Origin of the sequence: Arsukibacterium sp. UBA3155, assembly GCA_002364615.1 — a bacterium.
Taxonomy (GTDB): domain Bacteria; phylum Pseudomonadota; class Gammaproteobacteria; order Enterobacterales; family Alteromonadaceae; genus Alishewanella.
The window spans coordinates 1-21,503 of the sequence record DEYP01000005.1 but is presented as its reverse complement, the minus strand read 5'-3'; the positions used below and the strand labels follow the sequence as shown (position 1 = coordinate 21,503).

Below are 21,503 nucleotides of genomic sequence, written 5' to 3'. Positions count from 1 at the left end.
AGCTCTGGCCAGAGCCTTAGTCAGAACACCGACAGTTTGCTGTTAGGAATATCAGTAACCAGCATGTGGCCCGGGCTGTGGGTTATGCAAAAATCAAGGTTGGCATTGGCTATTGCCACCTGGGGCGTCACACCACAGGCCCAGAATACCGGCACTTCACCGGGTTTAATGCTAACGGCATCACCAAAATCTGGCTTGGTAATATCGTTAATACCAATAGCAGCCGGATCGCCAAAATGCACCGGTGCGCCATGTACCTGCGGAAAGCGTGAGCAAATCTGAATAGCGCGGATGGCATCGGCGGGTTTCATCGGCCGCATACTGACCACCATACCGCCATGAAACACCCCGGCAGGGGTACAGGCGAGAGAAGTGCGGTACATTGGCACGTTAACCTGCTCGGTGATATTGCGAATTTCCAGACCATCTGCCAGCAGCGATTCCTCAAATGAGAACGAGCAGCCAATTAAGAAGGTCACTAAATCATCCCGCCAGACACTTCGCACATCAGTGACTTCATCCGCTAACTTACCGTGCCGGAAAATTCGGTATTTTGGTAAATCGCTGCGGATATCCAGATCTTTGGCCATTGCCGGCATATCAATTGCGCCCGGTGTGGCTGCCATACCCAGTAAAGGGCAGGGTTTGGGGTTAAAATGGCAAAACTGCAGAAAATCGGCGGCGTACTGGCGGGGTAAAATGGCCATATTGGCCTGGACAAAACCTGCTGCAAAGCCCGAGGTATTGCCGCTAAAGGCGCCGCTGCGGCATTGCAGACGTAACTGATGAGGAGTAAGCGTTAACATGTTTGCCTCCTTCAGGCATTACCATAAATGTCTTTGTTGGCCAGCCAGCGCCGGATCAATTGTTGACAGGCGGTCAGATCGTTTTGCTGCTGCCCCTGCTGCCATAGTTGTGCTGCTAATTGGCGGGCATGCGGAATAAGCTCGGCGTCGCGGCTGATATCGGCAATTTTAAACTGCAACAATCCGGTTTGACGGGTGCCTAACAGTTCACCCGGTCCCCGTATTTCCAGATCGCGCTGGGCAATAATAAAGCCATCGTTACTGTCACGCAGCACGGCCAGGCGCGCCTGTGCGGTTTTGGACAATGGCGCATGATATAACAGCACACAGTGGGAGACCGCACTGCCCCGGCCAACCCGGCCCCGTAACTGATGCAGTTGCGCCAGACCCAGCCGCTCGGGGTTTTCAATAATCATTAAACTGGCATTGGGTACATCTACCCCCACTTCGATTACGGTGGTGGCGACGAGCAGGTCGATTTCACCACGGCTAAAACGCGCCATAATATCTTGTTTTTCAGCGCTTTTTAAGCGGCCATGCACCAGTGCTACCTGCAGCTCAGGTAAGGCGGCGGTCAGGCTGGCGGCGGTATCTTCAGCGGCCTGGCATTGCAGTACTTCTGACTCTTCAATAAGGGTGCATACCCAGTACACCTGGCGGTGATCCTGCAGCACACCATTACGAACCCGTTCAATAATCTCACTACGGCGGCTGTCAGGAATGGCGACGGTGGTTACCGGGGTGCGGCCTGGGGGCAGCTCGTCGATAACCGAGGTATCGAGATCAGCATAGGCGGTCATGGCCAGCGTTCGGGGAATGGGAGTAGCGGTCATCACCAACTGATGTGGGAATACGCCCGCCATACCACTTTTTTCGCGCAGCGCCAGTCGCTGGTGCACCCCAAAGCGGTGCTGCTCGTCAATAATAATCAGCGCCAGCTTACAAAATGTGACACTTTGCTGAAACAAGGCATGAGTACCCAGCACCATCTGGGCGCTACCATCGGCGAGCTTTGTCAGGGTGTTATCCCGTGTCTTGCCTTTGGTTTTACCCCCAAGCCAGGCGACCTCAATACCCAGCGGGCTAAACCAGGTAGTAAAATTGGCAGCATGTTGCTCTGCCAGTAATTCGGTTGGTGCCATGAGCGCGACCTGATACCCCTGAGCAATCGCGGTTAGCGCTGCCAGGGCAGCAACCAGAGTTTTGCCAGAGCCGACATCGCCTTGTACCAGCCGAAGCATGGGCAGCGACCTGGCTAAATCTTGCCGCAATTCTGCCACAACCCGCTGCTGCGCGCCCGTTAGCTGAAAGGGCAAACTGGCTAAAAACTTCCGGGTTAACGCCGGCTGCTCAGGCAATGCCACCGCATGCTGTTGCTGGCTATGGCTACGCAGCTGATACATGCTTAACTGCTGGGCTACCAGCTCTTCCAGAATTAACCGTTGCTGCGCCGGGTGGCGCCCCTGCTCCAGCAGGCTAAGCGCTGCATCTGGTGGCGGCCGGTGGATATAAGCCAGCGCTTCGGCCAGTGACCAGGGCGAACTGAGTAACGTTGCACTAAGATATTCAACCGGGGCATAGCGTTGTAAATACTCCAGCGCGGTATCGGTCAGTTTGCGCCAACTTGCCTGTTTTATACCCTCGGTAGTAGGATACACTGGGGTCAGGGTTTCGGACACCTGCACGATGGGTTCTTCCTGCACCACCCGGTATTCCGGATGCAGCATTTCAACGCCGCGTGGCCCGCGTTTTACTTCACCAAACAAGCGCAGCTTCACCCCCGGCGTTACTGCATTTTTCTGGGCGGCACTGAAATGAAAAAAGCGGCAGGTTAAAAACCCGCTGCCATCGGCTACTTTCACCAGCCAGCTACGCCTTTTACCAAACTGAATATCGCTGCTGATAACCTCAGCCATTACCGTGGCGTGGGTGGCGGGCATAAGATCGGCAATGGCATAAATTCGGGTGCGATCTTCGTAACGCAGCGGTAAATGAAACAGTAAATCCTGTACGCTGGCAATACCCAGCTTTTCCAGGCGCTGTGCCACTTTAGCACCCACGCCTTTGATCAGGCTGATGCTGAGGCTATCCAGTCGGGTATGCGGCAAGGTGCTCTCTTAACTAAAGCTGGCGGATGGTTTTAGTGTAAACCGGGAAAGGGCACAGGCAAAGCGTTAATCTGCTTACTGTTTCAGCTCTTTTACGTCGGTGCGGTTCTCTGGGCTGCGAATAAGCCGCGCTACTGTACCATCATCAATCATGGCTTGCAGATGTTGCTGTAGCAAGGGTATCAGCGCTTTATTCTGACTGTTTCTGGCGATGGCCAGATGAATATTATTCGGCGCAGTGCCGCTGAAATCTATAGGCGCAATTTTAAAACGATGCTGATAGGAGCTGGCAGCGTTAATGGCTTCGGTGGTGCTGATGGTCGGCGCCACCAGACCATCGATGCGGTTACGTAGCAGCATCTCCAGGCCTATTTCAATACTGTCGACCTGGGCAATATGGCGTGATTCCTCGGCGATTAATACCATGGTAGCGGGGTTATATAAAAAGTGACGCAAGGTCGCCAGGGTAAGCCCCCGCAACTGCGCCTGGCTTTGAATCAGCCGCTCATCGTTTAGCCGTAAAAATAAACTCTCGGCAATATTATTACTGTACGGCAACAGTACCATAAACTGATTGCGCTGCTCACTGAACTTCAGATTGGTCATTAAATCGACTTTGCCTTGCTCCATCAATTTTAAACAACGGGCCAGGTTTGTTCGTGGCGTAAAATTAAGCTCAAAACCAACCCGTCTGGCCAGCTCCTGCATTAACTCTACTGAAGGGCCGGTAGGAGTAGTCGTGGCATCATAGTCATGGAAGTACGGAAAATGATCCAGGCACCAGGTCAGTTTCGGCTTGGCGGCGGCAGTAATAACAGGGGTTATCGGCTCTGCCGTTTGCTCAGTCACTACCTCTGGCGAATCCACAGTAGCCTGCAGCGGCAAGCACAGGCTGGCAAAAAAAAGGCTGAGTAACGCGATTTTTTTATTCATTAGTGGGTTGATGGAACTTCCATTATACCGTCGATCTCAATTTGAGCGCCACGGGGCAAGGCGCTAACCTGCACTGCTGCTCTGGCCGGATAGGGCTCGGCAAAGTACTGGCTCATTACCTGGTTAACGGTGGCGAACTGGCCAAGATCAACCAGAAAAATATTCAATTTAGCCATGTTATTTAAGGTGCCACCGGCAGCATCGCAGACGGCAGCCAGGTTTTTAAAAACCTGATGCGTTTGTTCGGCGAAGTCTTCTGACACCATTTGCATGCTGGCAGGCACCAGCGGGATCTGACCTGATAAATACACCGTGGTACCAATTTTTACCGCCTGGCTGTATGTGCCAATTGCAGCCGGGGCGGCTTCGGTGCGGATAATGACTTTTGACATAGAATTATTTCCTTCTGTAAACTTTTTGAACATCTGGCAACACGCGTATTTTGCGCATAACATTTGCCAGATGCACCCTGTTCTGTACTGACAGGGTAATTTTAATCACGTATTCACCGGTGTCTCTGTCGTCGGTAACCAAGTCCTGAATATTCGAGTTTTGGGTCGCAAGTAGCGTTGTTAACTTCGCCAATACCCCCTGACGATTGATAATAAACACCCGGATATCACATAAGAATTGTTTGTCGCTGGTGTTATCCCAGCGAATGGCGAAAAATTTCGCCGGGTCGCGTTCCCAGCCTTTAATATTGCGACAATCGCTGCGGTGCACATTTAAGCCTTTACCCGGGGTCGCATTTGCCACAATTTCATCACCAGGTATCGGGCGGCAGCACTTGGCAAAGGTGACCAGCATGCCTTCTGAGCCGACAATGAAGGCGTTGCTTTTCGGTAACGGCGAGCTGTTTTTACCACTGGTGTCATCGGCTTCAAATTCACCCAGCAGGCGCCGGGCTATGGCTACCGGTAACTGATTACCCAGGCCAATCTCACTACATAAGGCGTCAAACGATTGCTGATGAACGTTTTTAAGTACTTGCTCAATGCGATCGACGGCAATGTCTTCCAGCTTCACTTCACCCAGCGCCGAGGTGAGCAAGCGCTTGCCCAGACTGATGGCTTCGTTTTGCTGCTGGCGTTTTAAATAATTGCGAATGCCAAGTATTGCCCGGCTGGTGACAACATAGTTAAGCCAGTTGGCGTTGGGTTTGCCGCCAGGGCTGGTAATGATTTCGACGGTCTGACCGGTTTCCAGGGTTTTACTGAGCGAATAAGGACGACGGTCGACTTTGGCACCGACACAGCGGTTACCGACATCGGTATGCACGGCATAGGCAAAATCAACCGCGGTAGCGCCAATGGGCAATTCAACAATTTTACCTTTGGGGGTAAAAACGTACAGCTCTTCCGGATACAATTCCGATTTAACGTTCTCGACAAATTCGTAGCTGGTACCGGCACTTTGCTGTAATTCCAGCAGGCTTTGCATCCAGCGATGGGCCCGGATTTGCGCAGTGGTATCTTTATGCTCACCGTTTGATTTATACATCCAGTGCGCGGCAATCCCTTTGTCGGCCATTTCGTCCATTTCGCGGGTGCGCATCTGAATTTCGACCGGAATACCATGTGGGCCAATTAACGAGGTATGCAACGACTGATAGCCATTTTGTTTCGGAATGGCAATGTAGTCTTTAAAGCGGATTTCAATCGGCTTATACAGGTTGTGCACCAGGCCCAGAATGCGATAGCAATTATCGATAGAGTTCACCACCACCCGAAAGGCATAGATGTCCATCACATCATTGAACATCAGTTCTTTGTTTTTCATCTTGCGGTAAATACTGTACAGATGTTTTTCCCGGCCACTGACCTCGGCTTCGATACCGGCGTCACTGATGCGGCTGCGAATTTCATTCTGCACTTTTTCCAACAGTTCGCGCCGGTTGCCGCGGGCCAGTTTAACGGCGCTGCCCAGTGCCCGGTAACGCATAGGGTACAGAGCCTGAAAGCCTAAGTCTTCCAGCTCGTTCTTAATATTGTGAATACCCAGGCGGTTGGCGATAGGGGCATACAGCTCCAGGGTTTCTTTTGCGATACGCCGGCGTTTTTCCGGCCGAAGTGCACCAAGGGTGCGCATATTGTGAGTGCGGTCGGCCAGTTTTATCAAAATAACCCGGATGTCCTGGGTCATGGCCATAAACATTTTTTGCAGATTGGTAGCTTCAAACTCCTGATAATCTTTAAACTTTACTTTATCGAGCTTGCTCACCCCTTGCACCAGTTCGGCCACGGTATCGCCAAACAACCTGGCTAAATCTTCTTTGCTGTATTCGGTGTCTTCAATCACATCATGCAGCAGTGCTGCCATTAATGTTTCATGATCCATGCGCATTTCAGCCAGAATACTGGTTACTGCTACCGGGTGGGTAATGTATGGTTCACCGCTGGAACGGGTTTGCGGGGCATGCGCATCGCGCGCAACAACGTAGGCCTGCTGCACCAGGCTAACCTGCTCTGCCGGCAGGTAGGCGGAAATTTGATTTTTCAGGCCTTCAAATAGATACACAAACGCTCCCAAACTTCGACAGCTACACTTCGTTACGCTGGTTAGTTAAGAATATACGTCTAAAACACGCAGATGCCAACGGCTAAAGCGCCGCTGGCAATGTTTGGCAGGTTTTTACTGATCAGAACCGATAATTGCGGCGACGGCGGCCATTTCAGTAGCTTCTTGCTGCATCTGGTCGCGTTTTTCCTGTTCATCAAGAATGCTGTTGGTAATAAAGCCTTGTTCAATTTCGCGCAGAGCAACCACAGTGGGCTTATCGTTTTCGCGATCGACCATAGACTCTTTGCCTTCAACTGCCAGTTGGCGGGCACGACGGGCCGCAACCAGAATTAAATCGAAACGGTTACCAATTTTATCTACTGCATCTTCAACTGTTACGCGAGCCATTCGCCACTCCGGAGTGTTCAGGTATATTACAAGACCGCATAGTTTACGCTATTTTGCTGGTTTCGCCAACAGTTGTTGCATCAACAGGCGATGCCGGCTTTGCTGCGATGGTAAGCTGTTGCGCTGGCTTAAAACGATGTGATTGAGTTCACGTAATGCCTGCTCAAAATCATCATTGATAATCAGGTACTCGTACTCGTCGGCGTGTTGCATTTCGCTTTGTGCCTGAGCCATTCTTTTGGCAATAACCTCATCGCTGTCCTGACCCCGTTGCACTAAACGTTGCTGCAGTGCGGCCATGCTGGGCGGCAAAATAAAAATGCCCAGCGTGCCCGGTGCCTGCTGCCGAATTTGCCGGGCTCCCTGCCAGTCGATATCCAGAAATACATCAATACCCTGGCTCAGGTTGGCAACAATAGCGCTGCGAGAGGTACCGTAGAAATTGCCAAAAACCTCAGCCCACTCTAAAAATTCGTTTTCGACTATACGCTGTTTAAACTGCTCAACGCTGATAAAGTGATAGTGAACTCCGTCTATCTCACCGGGCCTTGGCTGGCGGGTGGTATGCGACACGCTGACTTGCATGTCAGGGTGGTTTTTTAACAAGGCGTTGATAAGGGATGATTTACCCGCACCACTGGGGGCAGAGACAATAAACAGGTTACCACTGAGTTCTTGCATTGCTACACTCGACTGCGGCCACGGGCCAGACAATTAAAGCGCAATTTTAGACTGTACGCTGCCTGGGTGCAAACAGTGCCGTTAACGTTTTACTTTGGCTTTAACAGATAGCGTCAGGGTAAACGTAGCCATCGGCTCACTACCGTGCAGGCTGGGGCAGGTAACGGTTACCTTTACCGGCTTGTTAACCCGCTCGCCGCTGGCCAGAGACTCGTCCAGCATTTGGTCGATGATGCCACCGTCTTCACTGGTAAAGTGAACTTTGGCTTCCGGGCGCTTTAAGAACTGCCCTTGCACATCTTTAAAGGCAAAATTGGCATTGATGCCGCGCGCTTTGGCTTTAGAAAAGACCAGAAAAGCCCCGGCGAGATCGGCGCCGATAGCTAAAGCGCCAAAATAAACACTGCCTAAGTGGTTTTTGGTGCGCCAGCTGTGCGGCATGGTCACTTCCAGCGTGCTGTCGTCCATCCGGACAATTTTAGGTGAACAGAAGCCAATTAACGGAATATAGCGCCAGGCAAAAAACCGTAAACCCAGGTTAGCTTTGAACAAAGACATGATAAGCCTTTTCAGTTTCGGACAATCTATCGAGCTTAGCACTGGTAAGACCAATAGTGCAACCTGACCGCTAAGAGCGAAATATCTGCCATTCGTCTGTTTTTTATCAAAATTGGCACCGGCTTTTTAGTAAGGTAACCGCTATTATCAAAGTGTAAACAAAGCAAGGAGCCAATGGCGTGGTCAGATATGTTGCTATGGCAATGTTGTGTTCGATGCTGTTGGCTGTCTGCGTGCAGGCTATGCCAGGTATTCAGGGTAATCCCTCCACCTTGTACCGTGGCTGGTCGGTCGAAGCCGGGCTGCCGCAAGTGTCGGTTACCGCCATGGCGCAAGATGAGCAGGGCTATATCTGGCTGGGTACTCAGGGTGGTCTGGCACGGTTTGATGGCCATCAGTTTACCGTGTTTAATACTGCCAACACCCCACAACTATTATCCAATTTAGTCACTAGCTTATATCTGGACAGCAATAAACGGCTGTGGATTGGCACCGTCAATGGCTTAAGTTATTTTGCCAATGGCGAGTTTACCGCGGTGGATACCGCCTCCTTAAAACTGGGTATGATCAGCAGCTTTGCAGAATTATCCGATGGCCGTTTTTTTATTGGCGCCAACCAGTTATATCAATGGCAGAACAATCAGTTAGTTGAAGTAGCCGAGCATCGGACGGCGGTGTTTCAGTTGTATTCACAGGACGATATTTTATGGATAGGTGGCCAGGATGGTTTTGCCCGCTACCAGTCAGAACAGTATCGCTGGTACCCGGCACCTGATGCCGCTGAGGCTATTCAGGTCACGGAGCTGGTGGTCAATAGCAATACGGTTTATATCGGCACCAACAATGGCCTTTATCGCTGGCAGCAGGGGCGCTGGCAAGCAATGACGTTACCCGACGCATCGCCGAAAAGTCGTATTGAGTTGCTGTATCTGGATAAACAGCGTCAGGTATGGCTGTCTACGGTTGAAGGATTGTATCAGATTCAGTCCGGCCAGGTGACTGAGGTGCCGCTGCCGGGCATCCCGGGCCAACCCTTTAGCTGGGTCGAGAGCATGTTAGAAGACCAGCATCAGAATATCTGTATGGGTAGCCGCGCCCATGGCGTAATACGCCTGCGTTCAGCCCTTACTGAACGGTACAGTACCGCTGAGGGATTGCCCGATCCTTACAGTTGGGCAGTATTGCCGTGGCAGCGCCACTTGATGGTAGGCACCAGCCAGGGCATGGCCTTGTTAAAAGACGGTCAGTACCAGCCATTGCTGGCTAACCAGAAATTACCCAGCCCTTTCGTTTACAGTATGCTAGAGCAGCAGGATAAGTTGTGGGACCAGAAATTACCCAGCCCTTTCGTTTACAGTATGCTAGAGCAGCAGGATAAGTTGTGGGTCGGCACAAGGGCCGGGTTAGCTGTGCTGGATAGTAATACGCTGGCCTGGCAGAAAAATTATCCAGAAACCGCCCATTTATTGATCACCACGCTTGCGGAAGAGCAGCAGCGAATTTGGGTCGGCAGCAATGGCGGTCTGTATCACATAGAGCAGGGCGAACTTAGCCAGCAGGGGCTGGCCGCGCCATTAACTGAAGTGAGTATCAGAGCATTATTGCCGGACAGTAAAGGCCGGCTGTGGGTTGGTACCGAGTCAGGCTTATATTTGCGAAGCAGTGAGGGACTTTTTGCGCCGGTGCTTGATATGCCGCTGGCGGGTAAGTTTATCTCGGTGCTGGCAGAATTTGCTGATGGTAATATGCTGGTGGGCAGTTTCGATCAGGGATTTTTACTGGGACAACCAGGTAACTGGCAACACTTTAACCAACAAAGTGGATTGCCGGGTAATGGGGTTATGCATGCCTCCCTGGTTAACGACAAACTGGTGATCAGTAATTTTGAAGGGTTTTACCGTCTGGATTATCCGGCGCTGCTGCAAGGAAAAGTAAGTAAGTTGTATATGCTGGTTGACGATCGTCAGCCTGAGGCTGCGACAGACTCTCATCGTTGTTGTAATGGGGCTGGCAGTAACAAGGGCGTGGTGCACCAGGGCCGGTTATGGTTCCCAACCCTCGACGGTATTATTGCCCTGCGCTTAGATCGGTTAAATAGCTATGCTGCAGTACCTATCCCGGTAATAGAAAGCCTGACGGCGCTAAATAAGCAATTTGATGGAAGTTCTGCCATCTTATCGCCCGAGCAACGTGACTGGCACTTCCGTTTTAGTGCACCCTATTATTATCAGGCGTCTTCTATTGAGACCCGTTATAAACTTGAAGGCTATGAGCAGGACTGGATTGCCGCCGGTAGCCGGCGTGAAGCGTTTTACACCAATTTACCGCCGGGAAAGTATCGGTTTCAGGTGCAGGTAAAGGTTGCCGGTGATTATCGCTGGAGTGATGCCGCTGCGATGGATATTGTGCTGAAACCTTATTGGTATGAAACCATAACGGCGCGTTTACTGTTACTGGCATTGCTTATCATGTCGTTCTGGCTGGTATATCGTTTACGGTTAGCGTCGCTGGCTAATGCGCGTGAAGAGTTAAGCCGCCAGGTTACGCAGCGCACACAGGAATTGTATCTGGCGAATCAGAAACTGCAGCAAATGAGTATGCAGGATGCCTTAACTGAATTGCATAACCGACATTATCTGGATGTAAATATTGATGCCATGCTGGCCCGGGCTCAGCGCAATCAGCAGCCACTGACCTGGATTTTGCTGGATTTAGATTACTTTAAACGAATTAACGATCAATACGGTCATCAACTGGGCGACAGTGTTTTAAAACATTTTGCCGCAATTTTGCAGCAGCACAGCCGCAGTAATGATCATTTAATCCGTTGGGGAGGTGAAGAGTTTTTGCTGGTGCTGGAACAAAGCAGCGAGGTACAACATTATATTGAACGCCTGCAACAGTTGGTGCATAGCTATCCCTGGCAGCAACAATTAGGTGCTCCTGTGACGATTACCTGTTCTATCGGCGCCATAATTCAGCCAACTGACTGGGACTGGCAATACAGTTTGTACTTAGCGGATGCTGCCCTGTACAAAATTAAAAATTCTGGCCGGGCAGACTATATGCTGCTGCAAGCGGGCCCAATGGCGCCTGGCAGCTTAAGCAGTGTTGATGTGAAAGCAGACCTTGACGAGTTGCTGGACAGGAAATGGTTGCTGGCCAACCGGGGTAAACAGCTGGCATGATCAGAAAGCCCGCAGTATGCGGGCTTGGCAATAGAGTCAGATTTGGTTGGGATTTATCGCGAATTTGCTCCTGTCACTGTAGCTGACAGGAGCAACCCAAATTCACGCTGTGATTCAGCGATTACGTTAATGCCTGGAGTCCAGGGGCCGCCAGCGTCAACAATGGCATTTTGCAAGGCAGGCAACGCCGAACTTTGCAGGGTTTGAATGCGCGAGCTGGCGTTATTCAGGGCGCTGAGTGCAAACCCGAGTTGCTCTTTGTGTTGGGTGGTTGGGCCATACGACGACCATGAAGCAGACATAGCATACTGCAGTCTGCTGACAATATTAGCCGGTTTAATACCCATTCTTTCACGCGATTCTAAGCCGTACATCTCGGTTGAAATCGCGTTTAGTTCATCGGCTATAGCGGCGTATTGCTGCTCCAGCTTAACAATGTCCCCGGGGGTATGGCTTATGGCCTCACGGACCAGCTTCAGAGTGTTGCTCAAGTCTTTGAGAACGGCTTCAACCGAAGACAAGCGTCTGTCTGCTGCGATTAACTGCTGAGTAAAGGCAATCGTCTGCGATGATGACGGCCCTTGTAGTGTCGGCTCGTAAATAGCTTCAAGCGTCAGCGCAACCGGGGCGGCCAGTTGCGAGATTTGGCTGCCGACGCGCTGATATAAGGTGGCAGTATAGGTGCCTGGTGGCGCCATAAAGCCTTCGTTTTGCTCATCCTCTTCCTTGACACTGATAACGGCACTTTGCGGTGCATACGTCATATCCCAGGTCAGGCGATGCAGGCCTTTTTTGGTATCGCCAGTAACTCGGTTTATTACCTGATTTTGGCTATCGGTAATCTCGACATACACCGCCGGTTTGGCAGCGTCATTCTCAGCTTCAATGGCTTCCCACTCTGGATATTTAGGATACTTTTCATCCTTCACCATTTTTTTCTCAGCTTCCTGCCGTTTCTCCTGATCGGTTAGGAGGCTGTCTTTCAGATAGTAGGTTAGAGTTGCACCGTGCTGCGGGTTTTCAGCAACAAACCGATCATCGCCATCTGTTTCACTATGGTTATCATCGAGCATAAACCATTTTACTGGTCGGCTAGGCGCGAACAGCAGCGCAGCCTGTTCCATAGCCTTAGGGGTTAAGGCGCGCAGCGGTGAATAGTCGTCCAGAATATAGATACCGCGACCAAAGGTGCCGGCGACTAAATCGTTCTCACGGCGCTGAATTTGTATATCACGGCTAGAAATCGTTGGCATGCCGCCTTCCAGTTCCAGCCATTCTTTGCCGCCATCGACGGTAAAAAATACGCCAAACTCTGTGCCGATAAACATCAGGTCTTTGTTGACATGATCTTGCACAATACGCCACACCAGGTGTTTCTCTGGCAGGCTGCCCGCCAGTGATGTCCACTTACGGCCCAAATCGGTAGATTTGATTAAATAAGGTTTAAAATCACCGTATTTGTGGTTATCTAAAGCGACATAAACGGTATTAGGGTCGAATAAATCGGCACGAATATCGTTAACATAGGCGGTTGCAGGCACACCTTTGATATCGTCCAGCTCAATCTTTTTCCAGTTTTTGCCGCCGTCGGTGGTTACCTGAAGCAGACCGTCATCGGTACCTACCCATAAAGTGTTCTGATCAACCGGGCTTTCAGCAAAATTGGCTATAGTGTGATACTCGGACATGGCATAGATGTCCCAACCAGCCTCTACCGACCAGGTGCGGCCCATAACCGGCATGTGCATCCGGTTGCCGTTTTTGGTCAGGTCAGCAGACACCGCTACCCAGCTATCTCCGCGGTCATCAGAGCGCCAGACACGTTGTGACGCGAAATACAGCCTTTTTGGATCGTGCGCTGACACATTGATTGGTGCATCCCAGTTATACCTTTCGGCCGGCTCACCCGGACGAGGTTGCGGCTTAATGTAGACGTTTTCTTTGGTTTTTAAATCCCGCCGGGCCAGATTGCCCTGTTGCCACTGCGAGTACATGATATTGGGGTTGCCAGGCTCAATAGCTGGCTGGTGGCCATCACCGCCAAGGGTTAAAAACCAGTCTTTATTTTTAATGCCTTCACTTCGATTCGTTTGCGAAGGTCCGCCCTGGGTTGAGTTATCCTGGGTGCCACCATAAACCGTGTAAAACGGTTTAGCATCGTCTACGGCAATTTTGTAAAACTGGGTAAGCGGCAGGTTGGCGATATAACGCCAGTTCGCCATGCGGTCATGTGACATATAAATGCCACCATCAGAACCCATCAGCACAAAATCGGCATCGGTCGGATGAAACGCCATGGCATGATCATCTACATGTTTGCGTTTGGTGTTAATCGGCGTCCAGCTTTTACCGCCATCGTCAGAGACTTTGCTGTAATTACTGGCGATATAAACACGATCAAACTGATGCGGGTCGGCGAATATTTCCTGATAGTAATGCGGGCCGGTGCCGCCACCTACTTCATCAGACACACGCTGCCAGCTCGCACCGCGATTTTCAGAACGGTAAAAGCCGCCTTTGCGATTATCGGTTTCTATTGTTGCGTACAATACGTCGGGTTGCATGGGCGAAATGGCCAAACCAATTTTACCCATATTACCTTCAGGTAAACCCGTTTTAAGTTTGGTCCAGCTGTTGCCACCGTCATCAGAGGTGTGAATGCCGGCAGCTTCACCGGTACCCACGTAGCTGGCAACGGTACGCTGGCGTGACCAGGTCGCGGCATACAATTTATCGGGGTTACGCGGGTCAAGCTGCAATGAGGTAACGCCAGTCCACTCGTCTGCAGGCTCTAATACTTGTGTCCAGTTCTTACCGCCATCAACGGTTTTATATAAGCCCCGCTCACCGCCCTTGGACCACAACGGGCCTTGCGCTGACACCCAGACGATATCTGAATTTTGTGGGTGAATGACAATATCTGAAATGCGCTCAGAGTTTTTAAGCCCCATATTTTCCCAGGTTTTACCGCCATCCAGTGACTTGTAAACGCCATCGCCAAAACTAATGTGTCGCCCGCCGCTGTTTTCACCTGTCCCCAGCCAGATGATATTAGGGTTAGAGGGATCTATAGTGACGTCACCGGTGGAGTAAACCGACTCTTCGTCAAAAATGGGTGTCCAGGTGGTGCCGGCATTGGTGGTTTTCCAGACACCGCCTGAACCAACGGCAGTGTACCAGGTAGATGGGTTTGTTTGATCAACGGCTATATCGGCAATACGTCCCGACATATAAGCCGGGCCAATGTTACGAAATTCTAATGCTTTAAACGTCTTTTTACTGAATGCCGCTTCGTCGGACTCTTCTGCAGCCAGGCATACCGCGCTGGACACACACAAGGTGCTGACCAAAAAGGCTTTATAGAGAAAATTCATAGGATCCCCGAATTGTATTTATCATTATTTATTTAGCATTAACCTGATTAAAGCGAATAACCTAGCTGTTCAATGGCTTTTCGTTAACCAAGCCGAAATATGCGGCAGAAAACATACCGCATACTGATGACTTGTTTATACTGCTGAGTTAAGCATAGTCATTGTTGTTGCATAATTAAAAGCCTGCTCCATGCCCAGACTTCTTTGTTGTTTTTTAGTCATACCTTGTTACCTTTGTGCTGCACAGGTTTATGCAGATAATGTGGAAGACGCAGACAAGGTGGAAGATATTTTAAGGATCGAAGTGATTGGCCGCGCGCCCAATGTTCAGCATGCGGCGACCGAGCTGCTGTCGGTAAGCAATAGCATCGACCGCACACACATTAGCACCGATAGTCTGGCCTCTTTGCTACAGGACCTACCGATGGTTAACCTGAGCGGGCAGGGCGGGCTGTTGCAAAGCGTTAATATTCGCGGCTCAGCACGCTGGCGGGTGCAAACGCTGGTAGAAGGCATTCCAATTCACACTGAGCGTCGTGCCGGCAGTGCGGCGGAATTTTTGCCGCCCTCTATGGTGGCGCAGGCGAGGGTCTACCCGGCAGTCGCGTCAACTCAGCTGGGCGCTGGTGCGATTGGCGGTAGCATCGACTTTAGCTTGCGTGTGCCGCAATCACCGGGCTTGCTGTTACGATACGGGACGAATAACAACTACCGCGAAGTGCTGGTTAGCGGCGAACATGCGGCCAGCAATGTCAGTTGGATGGTGAATCATCAACATGCTAATAACAGTAAAGATGGCAATTCAAACCCAATCCAGGATCGGTTTGAACAACATAGTCTGGTTCTGCGCAAACAATCTGCACAAGACAAGGTTCGCGATGCGTTATTGCTATATTCTGGAGCAAATAATGTTGCTAAGGCGAGCGCTGATGATCCGTCCAGCCGTTTCACCCTTTACCCGACAAATGAGCATGCGCTGGCAAAAGTCGTTTTTAACTGGCACAACGCTACGGTATATGCCCACAATTCGCAACTGACGACTCATATTACCCGTCCATCACGGCGATTTAATGCGCTTGAAAGCAATGCGCTGAATACCGGCATGCATATTAGCAACTCCCTGGCGCTTTCGGCTGCAGGAGACTGGGCTATCCACTGGCGTACAGGTGTCGACGCCCGGCTTGGCGTACAAGTTAATGAGCGGGAGGCCATATCCGCTGCCGCGCCCTCTGTATCTGACCAGCGCATTCTGGATGCGCAGCAATGGGAGCTTTATGGCGCAGCAGATGCGACCAAAAAGGTATCGTCAGGCATGCTGGCGGCAGGGACGCGGCTGTCCTCAACCACGCAAAGCAGTAATTTAAGAACTGATTTAATAAGCAGTAGTGAACAAGACAGCAGCGTTAGTGCCTTTATAGGGTATCGTCATGCGCTATCACCTAGCTGGGCACTATCAGGCTATTTGAGTCACGGCTATCGGGTACCCAGTCTGACTGAGCGTTTTTACCGTGGAGAAACACCCAGGGGGCAGGTGTTAGGTGATCCGGATTTGCGTTCAGAGCAAGCCAACAATGTCGATGTATCACTGCATTATAAAGCACTGTCGTCAGCGTTTTATCTATCAGTATTCCAGCACAACATTAGTCATTATATCGAGCAAATTACCCTGTCGCCCAGCCTGCAACAATATAGAAACCTTGATCGGGCGAAAATTGCTGGTGTGAACTATCAACTGAGCCATACGTTTTCTGCTGCCGGTCTTGCTGCTGAGTTAAAACTAGGCGGCCAATGGCTGACGGGGGAAGATAATGCCGGTAAGCTCATTGCGGATATTGTGCCAGCACAGCACAGAATGTCGCTTTCAATCTATGCAGGTAAAAGTGAGGGATTTGTTGCATTGACGCATCGCAGTGCATCTGATGACAGTGTACCGGGGGAGCTGCCGACAAACCGTGTTAATTCACTTAGTATGGGTTACAACTATGCGTTGTCACCGGCATGGCAGCTGTCACTAAATGTTACCAATATTACTGATGCCTACTATGTGACATCCCGGGACGACCTTGCGCCGCCTGCCCGAGGCCGGCAGTGGGTGTTCAGTACCGAGTATCATTTTTAGATACTCAGTTTTCCGTAGGATGCTTTAATACCACCGATAACGCGTTATTTTTATTAAAAAGGGCCATAGCAGTGAATCCTAAATTACGTCAGCTTAGCCGCCAGTTTCATTTATGGTTTGCTTTGGCAATTATCATTCCGTCACTGATTGTGTTTGGCAGTGGCATTCTGTTGCAAGTTAAAAAGCAATTTGACTGGGTGCAGCCGCCGACCATGACCGGTACCAGTGCATCGCCAAGTATGAGTTTTCAGCAAGTATTGCTGATTGCTCAGTCTGTGCCAGAACTTGATGTAAGCGAATGGCAGCAGATTGATCGTATTGATGTGCGGCCCGACAAAGGCGTTATGAAAGTGGTGGCCAGCAACCGCTGGGAAATGCAAATTGATGCCCATACGGGTGAAGTTTTGCACGTAGCATACCGCCGTTCCGATATTATTGAATCGATCCATGATGGCAGTTGGTTCGCAGAATCAGCAAAGCTTTGGCTGTTTTTACCCGCCGGCATTTTGCTGTTTCTGATGTGGTGCAGTGGCACAGTATTGCTGTATACCACGTTAAGCAGCAAACTAAAAAAACGCCATTCCCGTTCACTTCGGTCGTAAGCTAGCTGCCGGCGCGTTTCAGGCGGGCAGCGTCTGCTGACGTTGATCACTGTGCGAGTAAATATTCCAGTGCCCCGGTTATGGCGGCTACCTGGGCCTCAATACACTGCTCTGGCGTAGCGCTCGGGCTGTCCGGGTATACTTCTGTAGTGCTGACCAGTAAGGCCTCTGTTACGCTGGCGCATAAGCCTAGCGTTGCTTTGGCATAATTAATTACTCCGGGCTGCTGGGTTGGCTCGCCAATTAATTTACCATCCTGATCGGGTTCGGCAATATGAGTGACTTTTGCAACGCTGTCGATAATTGCCTTTTGCAGTGCGGGGCACGGATGCTCTGCATCGTCTACGGTGTAATAGCCATCGGGGATATTCCAGTTGTGGTTAACAGTACCATCTTGGGCTGCTTTCGCCGGGCGAAACTCGCTGTTGTCACTGTCAGTCGTTTCATGCAAATCAATATGCAGCGTAAAGTGAGTATCCAGACTGGCTAAGTAATTACGCACTTGCTGTGCTTCACTAGCCGTGCCGGCTTGGCCAAAACTACGGTTTGGGTCAATTGCCTGTGGGTTCCAGCGGTTAATGGTTTCATAGCCCCAGGGGCTGATACAGGGTAAAACCAGAATATTTAGCTGTTTAGCGTAAGCTTTCGCTTTGGTGTGTAAAAAACGCAGCGCGCCATGCACACCACTGGTTTCATAACCATGCACACCACCGGTAATCAGCACGGTGGGTTTAGTGCCTTGCCAGTTACGGCTTTTAACCGCATACAAGGGATAACACTTATCGCTGACAGCCTGGTAGTCCAGTTCACCATACTGCTCAATATCAAAATCTGTTTTTAATGCCTCAATTTCCGGGTATACCTCGGTAAACACACTGCGCTTAATACTTTGCTCAGCGAGCCATTGTGCTTTTTCTGCTGCGCCCCACGGCTGGCCTGCGGTGCCAATATGATAAATTTTATCCATGAAATGATATTCCGCTCATAATAATCAGATAAAAAATTATAGCATCGGTACGTATAGGTAAGAATGCTATATGCGGTGAGCGTGACATGGAAAAAGATGGCAGCTGATACAAACACCGCAGGCGAGACCACTCTTCAATAAGTTGATTTATTCAATATTCTGGATTTGTTAATTGATTTGTTTTTTAATATATATAGTAATCAAATGGTTGGTGTTTTTTGGTCTATCATATTTCTGATTTTACTCACCATTTTACCCACCACTTTTTGTTCGCTTTAAATACTCATTAACTGCTTACATTCGAAAGCGGGTCATCAAATTGTTGCTCTACATAATCCAATACGTCATTAGCCAACTTCACAAAAACCGCCAATGCGTCTTGCCACTGAACAGGGTTGTCGGCATACACCATGGGGCTAACATAACTGTTATATCGCTGAATGAACTTTGGGTCATCTATTAAGAGTTGCAACCCAAAGCGCAATTCGTCTATGGGGGAGTCAACCATCTGTGGATGTTGATTACCATATCGCTCAACATCGATTCTTATGGACTTTGCTACCAGTGCGCCGAGTTGATTGATATCTGAAGGTTGGGCAAGCTGAATATGGTAAGTATCGTAGATATGCCTGACTAAAGTTTCATCATCATCACGTGCGTTATTGCGGGCAACACTGGCAGTCCTTCGCATCATTGAAAGTAACTTTTCTGCCTGAGTCTCAAGAATAACAGCACAAGACAACTGCTTAATCTCGATATCAGAGTTTAACATTTTCGCGTAAATAGACTGGATACTCCGGGCCTCAGCCACACTAAGCAATTCAGATTCGATAAATTCTAACTTGATAAATGGGCGAAGGCAGGGTGCTTGCTGGTATTCCTGTGGGTACCGGATATCGAAGCTAAAGTATCTGTATTCATCTAGCACGGTAGGTGATGTCTCAACAGAGAACATCTTACTTTGCCCCAGTGTTGCTTCAACCAGCTGTTTAGCAACCTTGCGTGCATTTCTCTTCGCATTTTTAGATGCAAGTTCAGAAAAGGCTGGCCTGGGGACGAGCTTCAGATCAATATCTTCAGACATGCGATACGTTTTGATAGCTGACTTTGCCAGTGCTGTTCCGCCAGAGAACACGATTTGGTGATACTCAAATTCAAGCGTGGATATGTGCTGCAGCAGTTGCACGACATAATAGTCTTTTTCAACAATAGCAGGGTTGCCAAGTCCTAAGGCATTGGCAACATCTACAAAAAGTGAGCTATCGAATTTCGTTGACACGCTGTTTCCCTACCGCAATCTTGCGGGTAAAGCGCGAACTCTTTGGAATAATTTTGACACTTGCCGGAATTTGGGTGCTTTCGCCCGACAAACTTTTAAGAGACAAACTATCTAGCTGATAGTCAACACCTAACCTTTCCATCGCCTCAATCAGCACCCCATCGTTACCCGCAGGATTGTCAGGCATTAACTGACCAGTTATGCGGTTGACCCTAGCGCGCGCATAGAGGCCATAGCCAATTTTCAGCAGCAAGCCCTCTTGCACCAGGCTTCTGAGTCCACGGCCAACCTGATCATAATCAGCGATATCAGTAAAATCAGAACGCAGGAAAACAGAACGCTTAGCGCGCTTCACTCTGGTTTGTAGTCTGTCTAGTATCGTCATCTGATACCTCCTGCGAATAATGGTCATAGCATATGCAAAAATACGACATTTATCAAATGCAAAAATACGACATTTATACTCTGATTCGTCCAGTAATTTTGAAGGGGCGATTAGAGTGTTTTGCTGGAAACTAAAGCGAAGCCAGGCGTTTAAAAGTATTTTGGTGTTTCAATAAAATACGCTGCGTCTCAGCGTGAACCAGGCGCTGACCTTCCACTGTGTCTAAGTCCAGTTGTTTAACCGGTTTGACTTTAGGTCGGTTAACCGGTTCAGTAACACCATATTTATGGTTACCAGGATTGTTAAATCAGGACGATTTTCTCTTTGTTACTCACCACTTTACTCACTGGACTTTCCGCCGTTACTGTAGTGGCGCTTTAGTTCATCGGTTATTAGCTTCTCCACCAACTCACTTTTAGATAACTCGTTACTTATGGCTAATTTATCAAGCTTTTTTGATACAGATTTACTCATGACAAAATTATATGATTTTTTATCTTGTCGGCTAAGACGATGCTTTTGAGTTGCCCATGCTTTTTTAATTCTAATTAAAAACAGCGTTTTTTGATCTGGTTGCATCGCCCAACAGTCTACAGAAGCGATGATATTACTATACAACTGTGCAGGATTTATTGACTGAATAAGTGCGCTATAAGGGAAATCACGCTGCTCAATCAAATAGTTTGCGGCCCATTCGTGCTGCGTGAAGTTATCAACTGAAAGCCATTTTGATAAATTATCTTCACGAGAAAGAGAATTAGAGAAATCTTTTAAATAATTAATAAATCTAATTTTTTCTACTGCACTTTCTTCCCAGAAATGGAAGAAGTCTTTTATCGTTTTACGCCTAGATTTGGTTGAAACTGGTGTCTGCTCTATAGGTGTTATTGGATAAATTATCTTTCTTGTGGGCGACTGATTATTTTCGTATTTCAACTCTTCGTGTAAACGCACTTTAAACCAACAAGCATTTACAACGCGATCGTAAGTTGTATCGATCCAGGATATATCGTTGTCATCAATTTTTGAGACAAGGTACTGATGAACAATTTTTTGGTAAAGATCAGCAGTCATTCGATCCACTATGGTCAGTTGACTGCGCCAGCTAAACGTATTTTTCACCAGTTGTTCAATTTCAAGGTGATCACAGTCTTTTAACACTGGGAAGCGTTGTGAAACGTGATGTTGTTGCTCAAACCATCTGCGACGTAGCAAGTAAGTGAAAAGCCAATAACACTGCTTCTTCGAGCTAATCTCGATTTCTACGTGTTCTCGTGCCGGACGGTAATTGCTGGAGTAGGTATTCTCATTGTGATCCATGGACATCTTCATTGTTAATATTTAAGGTACGCATTATCTAATTCTGAAGCAAAATTTCAAGTCAAATATTTAGTAACATTTTTAGACGAATTTTTAGAGATATTTTTAGTGCGTTTAATAGCAATCTAGAAGTAAATAATTAAGAAGCATTACATGTAATGCAAGTGCATTAACACATTGATACTTAATAAATATATCTAACTTCAGAGTTCATTGCATGGTTTTTCCTATTTAGTATTTGGCGTTTTATTGCCGAGTTACCCATGATCAGTAGAC

Annotated in this window: 16 protein-coding genes; 3 read left to right on the top strand and 13 right to left on the bottom strand. The window is 49.0% G+C overall.

Features of this window, described 5'->3' with window-relative positions; all coding sequences use genetic code 11:
- Positions 1–20: 20 nt before the first annotated feature.
- The 8 genes from B2X65_RS01950 to B2X65_RS01915 form a co-directional block, all read right to left on the bottom strand.
- Positions 21–806: a putative hydro-lyase gene (locus tag B2X65_RS01950; RefSeq protein WP_290610238.1), complete on the bottom strand. Its 786-nt coding sequence runs from the start codon at positions 804–806 to the stop codon at positions 21–23.
- An 11-nt stretch (positions 807–817) separates the two neighbouring features.
- The gene (recG, locus tag B2X65_RS01945; RefSeq protein WP_290610236.1) at positions 818–2,914 is read right to left on the bottom strand and encodes an ATP-dependent DNA helicase RecG; all 2,097 of its coding nucleotides are present in this window, start codon (positions 2,912–2,914) and stop codon (positions 818–820) included.
- 75 nt (positions 2,915–2,989) lie between these two features.
- On the bottom strand, positions 2,990–3,847 hold the full coding sequence (locus B2X65_RS01940; protein WP_290610235.1) for a substrate-binding periplasmic protein: 858 nt from the start codon (positions 3,845–3,847) through the stop codon (positions 2,990–2,992).
- A complete protein-coding gene (locus B2X65_RS01935) occupies positions 3,847–4,239 on the bottom strand; it encodes a RidA family protein (RefSeq protein WP_290610234.1) in 393 nt (130 codons plus the stop codon). Before B2X65_RS01935 ends, B2X65_RS01940 begins: the two co-directional genes overlap by 1 nt.
- A gap of 4 nt (positions 4,240–4,243) precedes the next feature.
- Complete coding sequence (gene spoT / locus B2X65_RS01930; RefSeq protein WP_290610232.1) at positions 4,244–6,364, bottom strand: bifunctional GTP diphosphokinase/guanosine-3',5'-bis pyrophosphate 3'-pyrophosphohydrolase; 2,121 nt, start codon at positions 6,362–6,364, stop codon at positions 4,244–4,246.
- Between the two features lie 114 nt (positions 6,365–6,478).
- Positions 6,479–6,754, bottom strand: coding sequence for a DNA-directed RNA polymerase subunit omega (gene rpoZ / locus B2X65_RS01925; RefSeq protein WP_290610230.1), 276 nt, complete (start codon positions 6,752–6,754; stop codon positions 6,479–6,481).
- Between the two features lie 48 nt (positions 6,755–6,802).
- The gene (gene gmk / locus B2X65_RS01920) at positions 6,803–7,435 is read right to left on the bottom strand and encodes a guanylate kinase (protein ID WP_290610228.1); all 633 of its coding nucleotides are present in this window, start codon (positions 7,433–7,435) and stop codon (positions 6,803–6,805) included.
- A gap of 81 nt (positions 7,436–7,516) precedes the next feature.
- On the bottom strand, positions 7,517–7,993 hold the full coding sequence (locus B2X65_RS01915) for a DUF4442 domain-containing protein (RefSeq protein WP_290610226.1): 477 nt from the start codon (positions 7,991–7,993) through the stop codon (positions 7,517–7,519).
- 179 nt (positions 7,994–8,172) lie between these two features.
- Between B2X65_RS01915 and B2X65_RS01910 the strand changes: the two genes are divergently transcribed.
- Positions 8,173–11,181: a diguanylate cyclase gene (locus B2X65_RS01910; RefSeq protein ID WP_290610224.1), complete on the top strand. Its 3,009-nt coding sequence runs from the start codon at positions 8,173–8,175 to the stop codon at positions 11,179–11,181.
- 53 nt (positions 11,182–11,234) lie between these two features.
- On the opposite strand, the gene B2X65_RS01905 is transcribed toward B2X65_RS01910, so the two are convergent.
- The gene (locus tag B2X65_RS01905; protein ID WP_290610222.1) at positions 11,235–14,555 is read right to left on the bottom strand and encodes a VPS10 domain-containing protein; all 3,321 of its coding nucleotides are present in this window, start codon (positions 14,553–14,555) and stop codon (positions 11,235–11,237) included.
- Between the two features lie 262 nt (positions 14,556–14,817).
- Between B2X65_RS01905 and B2X65_RS01900 the strand changes: the two genes are divergently transcribed.
- Entirely contained in the window at positions 14,818–16,674 is a 1,857-nt protein-coding gene (locus B2X65_RS01900) for a TonB-dependent receptor domain-containing protein (protein ID WP_290610221.1), read from the top strand.
- Between the two features lie 71 nt (positions 16,675–16,745).
- Positions 16,746–17,276 carry a PepSY-associated TM helix domain-containing protein gene (locus B2X65_RS01895; RefSeq protein WP_290610220.1) on the top strand — a complete coding sequence of 177 codons (531 nt, stop codon included), beginning with the start codon at positions 16,746–16,748 and terminating at the stop codon, positions 17,274–17,276.
- 46 nt (positions 17,277–17,322) lie between these two features.
- Here B2X65_RS01895 and B2X65_RS01890 read toward each other — a convergent pair whose 3' ends face one another.
- From B2X65_RS01890 to B2X65_RS01875, 4 genes are all read right to left on the bottom strand, one after another.
- Positions 17,323–18,243: a M14 family metallopeptidase gene (locus B2X65_RS01890; protein ID WP_290610218.1), complete on the bottom strand. Its 921-nt coding sequence runs from the start codon at positions 18,241–18,243 to the stop codon at positions 17,323–17,325.
- A 286-nt stretch (positions 18,244–18,529) separates the two neighbouring features.
- Complete coding sequence (locus B2X65_RS01885) at positions 18,530–19,522, bottom strand: nucleotidyl transferase AbiEii/AbiGii toxin family protein (RefSeq protein WP_290610216.1); 993 nt, start codon at positions 19,520–19,522, stop codon at positions 18,530–18,532.
- Positions 19,503–19,907, bottom strand: a complete 405-nt coding sequence (locus B2X65_RS01880; RefSeq protein ID WP_290610215.1) for a DUF6088 family protein — start codon at positions 19,905–19,907, stop codon at positions 19,503–19,505. Before B2X65_RS01880 ends, B2X65_RS01885 begins: the two co-directional genes overlap by 20 nt.
- A 339-nt stretch (positions 19,908–20,246) precedes the next feature.
- Positions 20,247–21,227 (bottom strand): hypothetical protein, encoded by a 981-nt coding sequence (locus tag B2X65_RS01875; RefSeq protein WP_290610214.1) that lies wholly within the window; start codon positions 21,225–21,227, stop codon positions 20,247–20,249.
- Positions 21,228–21,503: the final 276 nt, after the last annotated feature.

What these genes read in the sequence shown, in the direction of transcription:
- B2X65_RS01890 (WP_290610218.1), bottom strand. Translation starts at nt 18,243, where the DNA reads ATGGATAAAATTTATCATATTGGCACCGCAGGCCAGCCGTGGGGCGCA.
- B2X65_RS01935 (WP_290610234.1), bottom strand. Translation starts at nt 4,239, where the DNA reads ATGTCAAAAGTCATTATCCGCACCGAAGCCGCCCCGGCTGCAATTGGC.
- B2X65_RS01905 (WP_290610222.1), bottom strand. Translation starts at nt 14,555, where the DNA reads ATGAATTTTCTCTATAAAGCCTTTTTGGTCAGCACCTTGTGTGTGTCC.
- rpoZ (WP_290610230.1), bottom strand. Translation starts at nt 6,754, where the DNA reads ATGGCTCGCGTAACAGTTGAAGATGCAGTAGATAAAATTGGTAACCGT.
- B2X65_RS01915 (WP_290610226.1), bottom strand. Translation starts at nt 7,993, where the DNA reads ATGTCTTTGTTCAAAGCTAACCTGGGTTTACGGTTTTTTGCCTGGCGC.
- gmk (WP_290610228.1), bottom strand. Translation starts at nt 7,435, where the DNA reads ATGCAAGAACTCAGTGGTAACCTGTTTATTGTCTCTGCCCCCAGTGGT.
- B2X65_RS01940 (WP_290610235.1), bottom strand. Translation starts at nt 3,847, where the DNA reads ATGAATAAAAAAATCGCGTTACTCAGCCTTTTTTTTGCCAGCCTGTGC.
- B2X65_RS01875 (WP_290610214.1), bottom strand. Translation starts at nt 21,227, where the DNA reads ATGGATCACAATGAGAATACCTACTCCAGCAATTACCGTCCGGCACGA.
- B2X65_RS01880 (WP_290610215.1), bottom strand. Translation starts at nt 19,907, where the DNA reads ATGACGATACTAGACAGACTACAAACCAGAGTGAAGCGCGCTAAGCGT.
- B2X65_RS01950 (WP_290610238.1), bottom strand. Translation starts at nt 806, where the DNA reads ATGTTAACGCTTACTCCTCATCAGTTACGTCTGCAATGCCGCAGCGGC.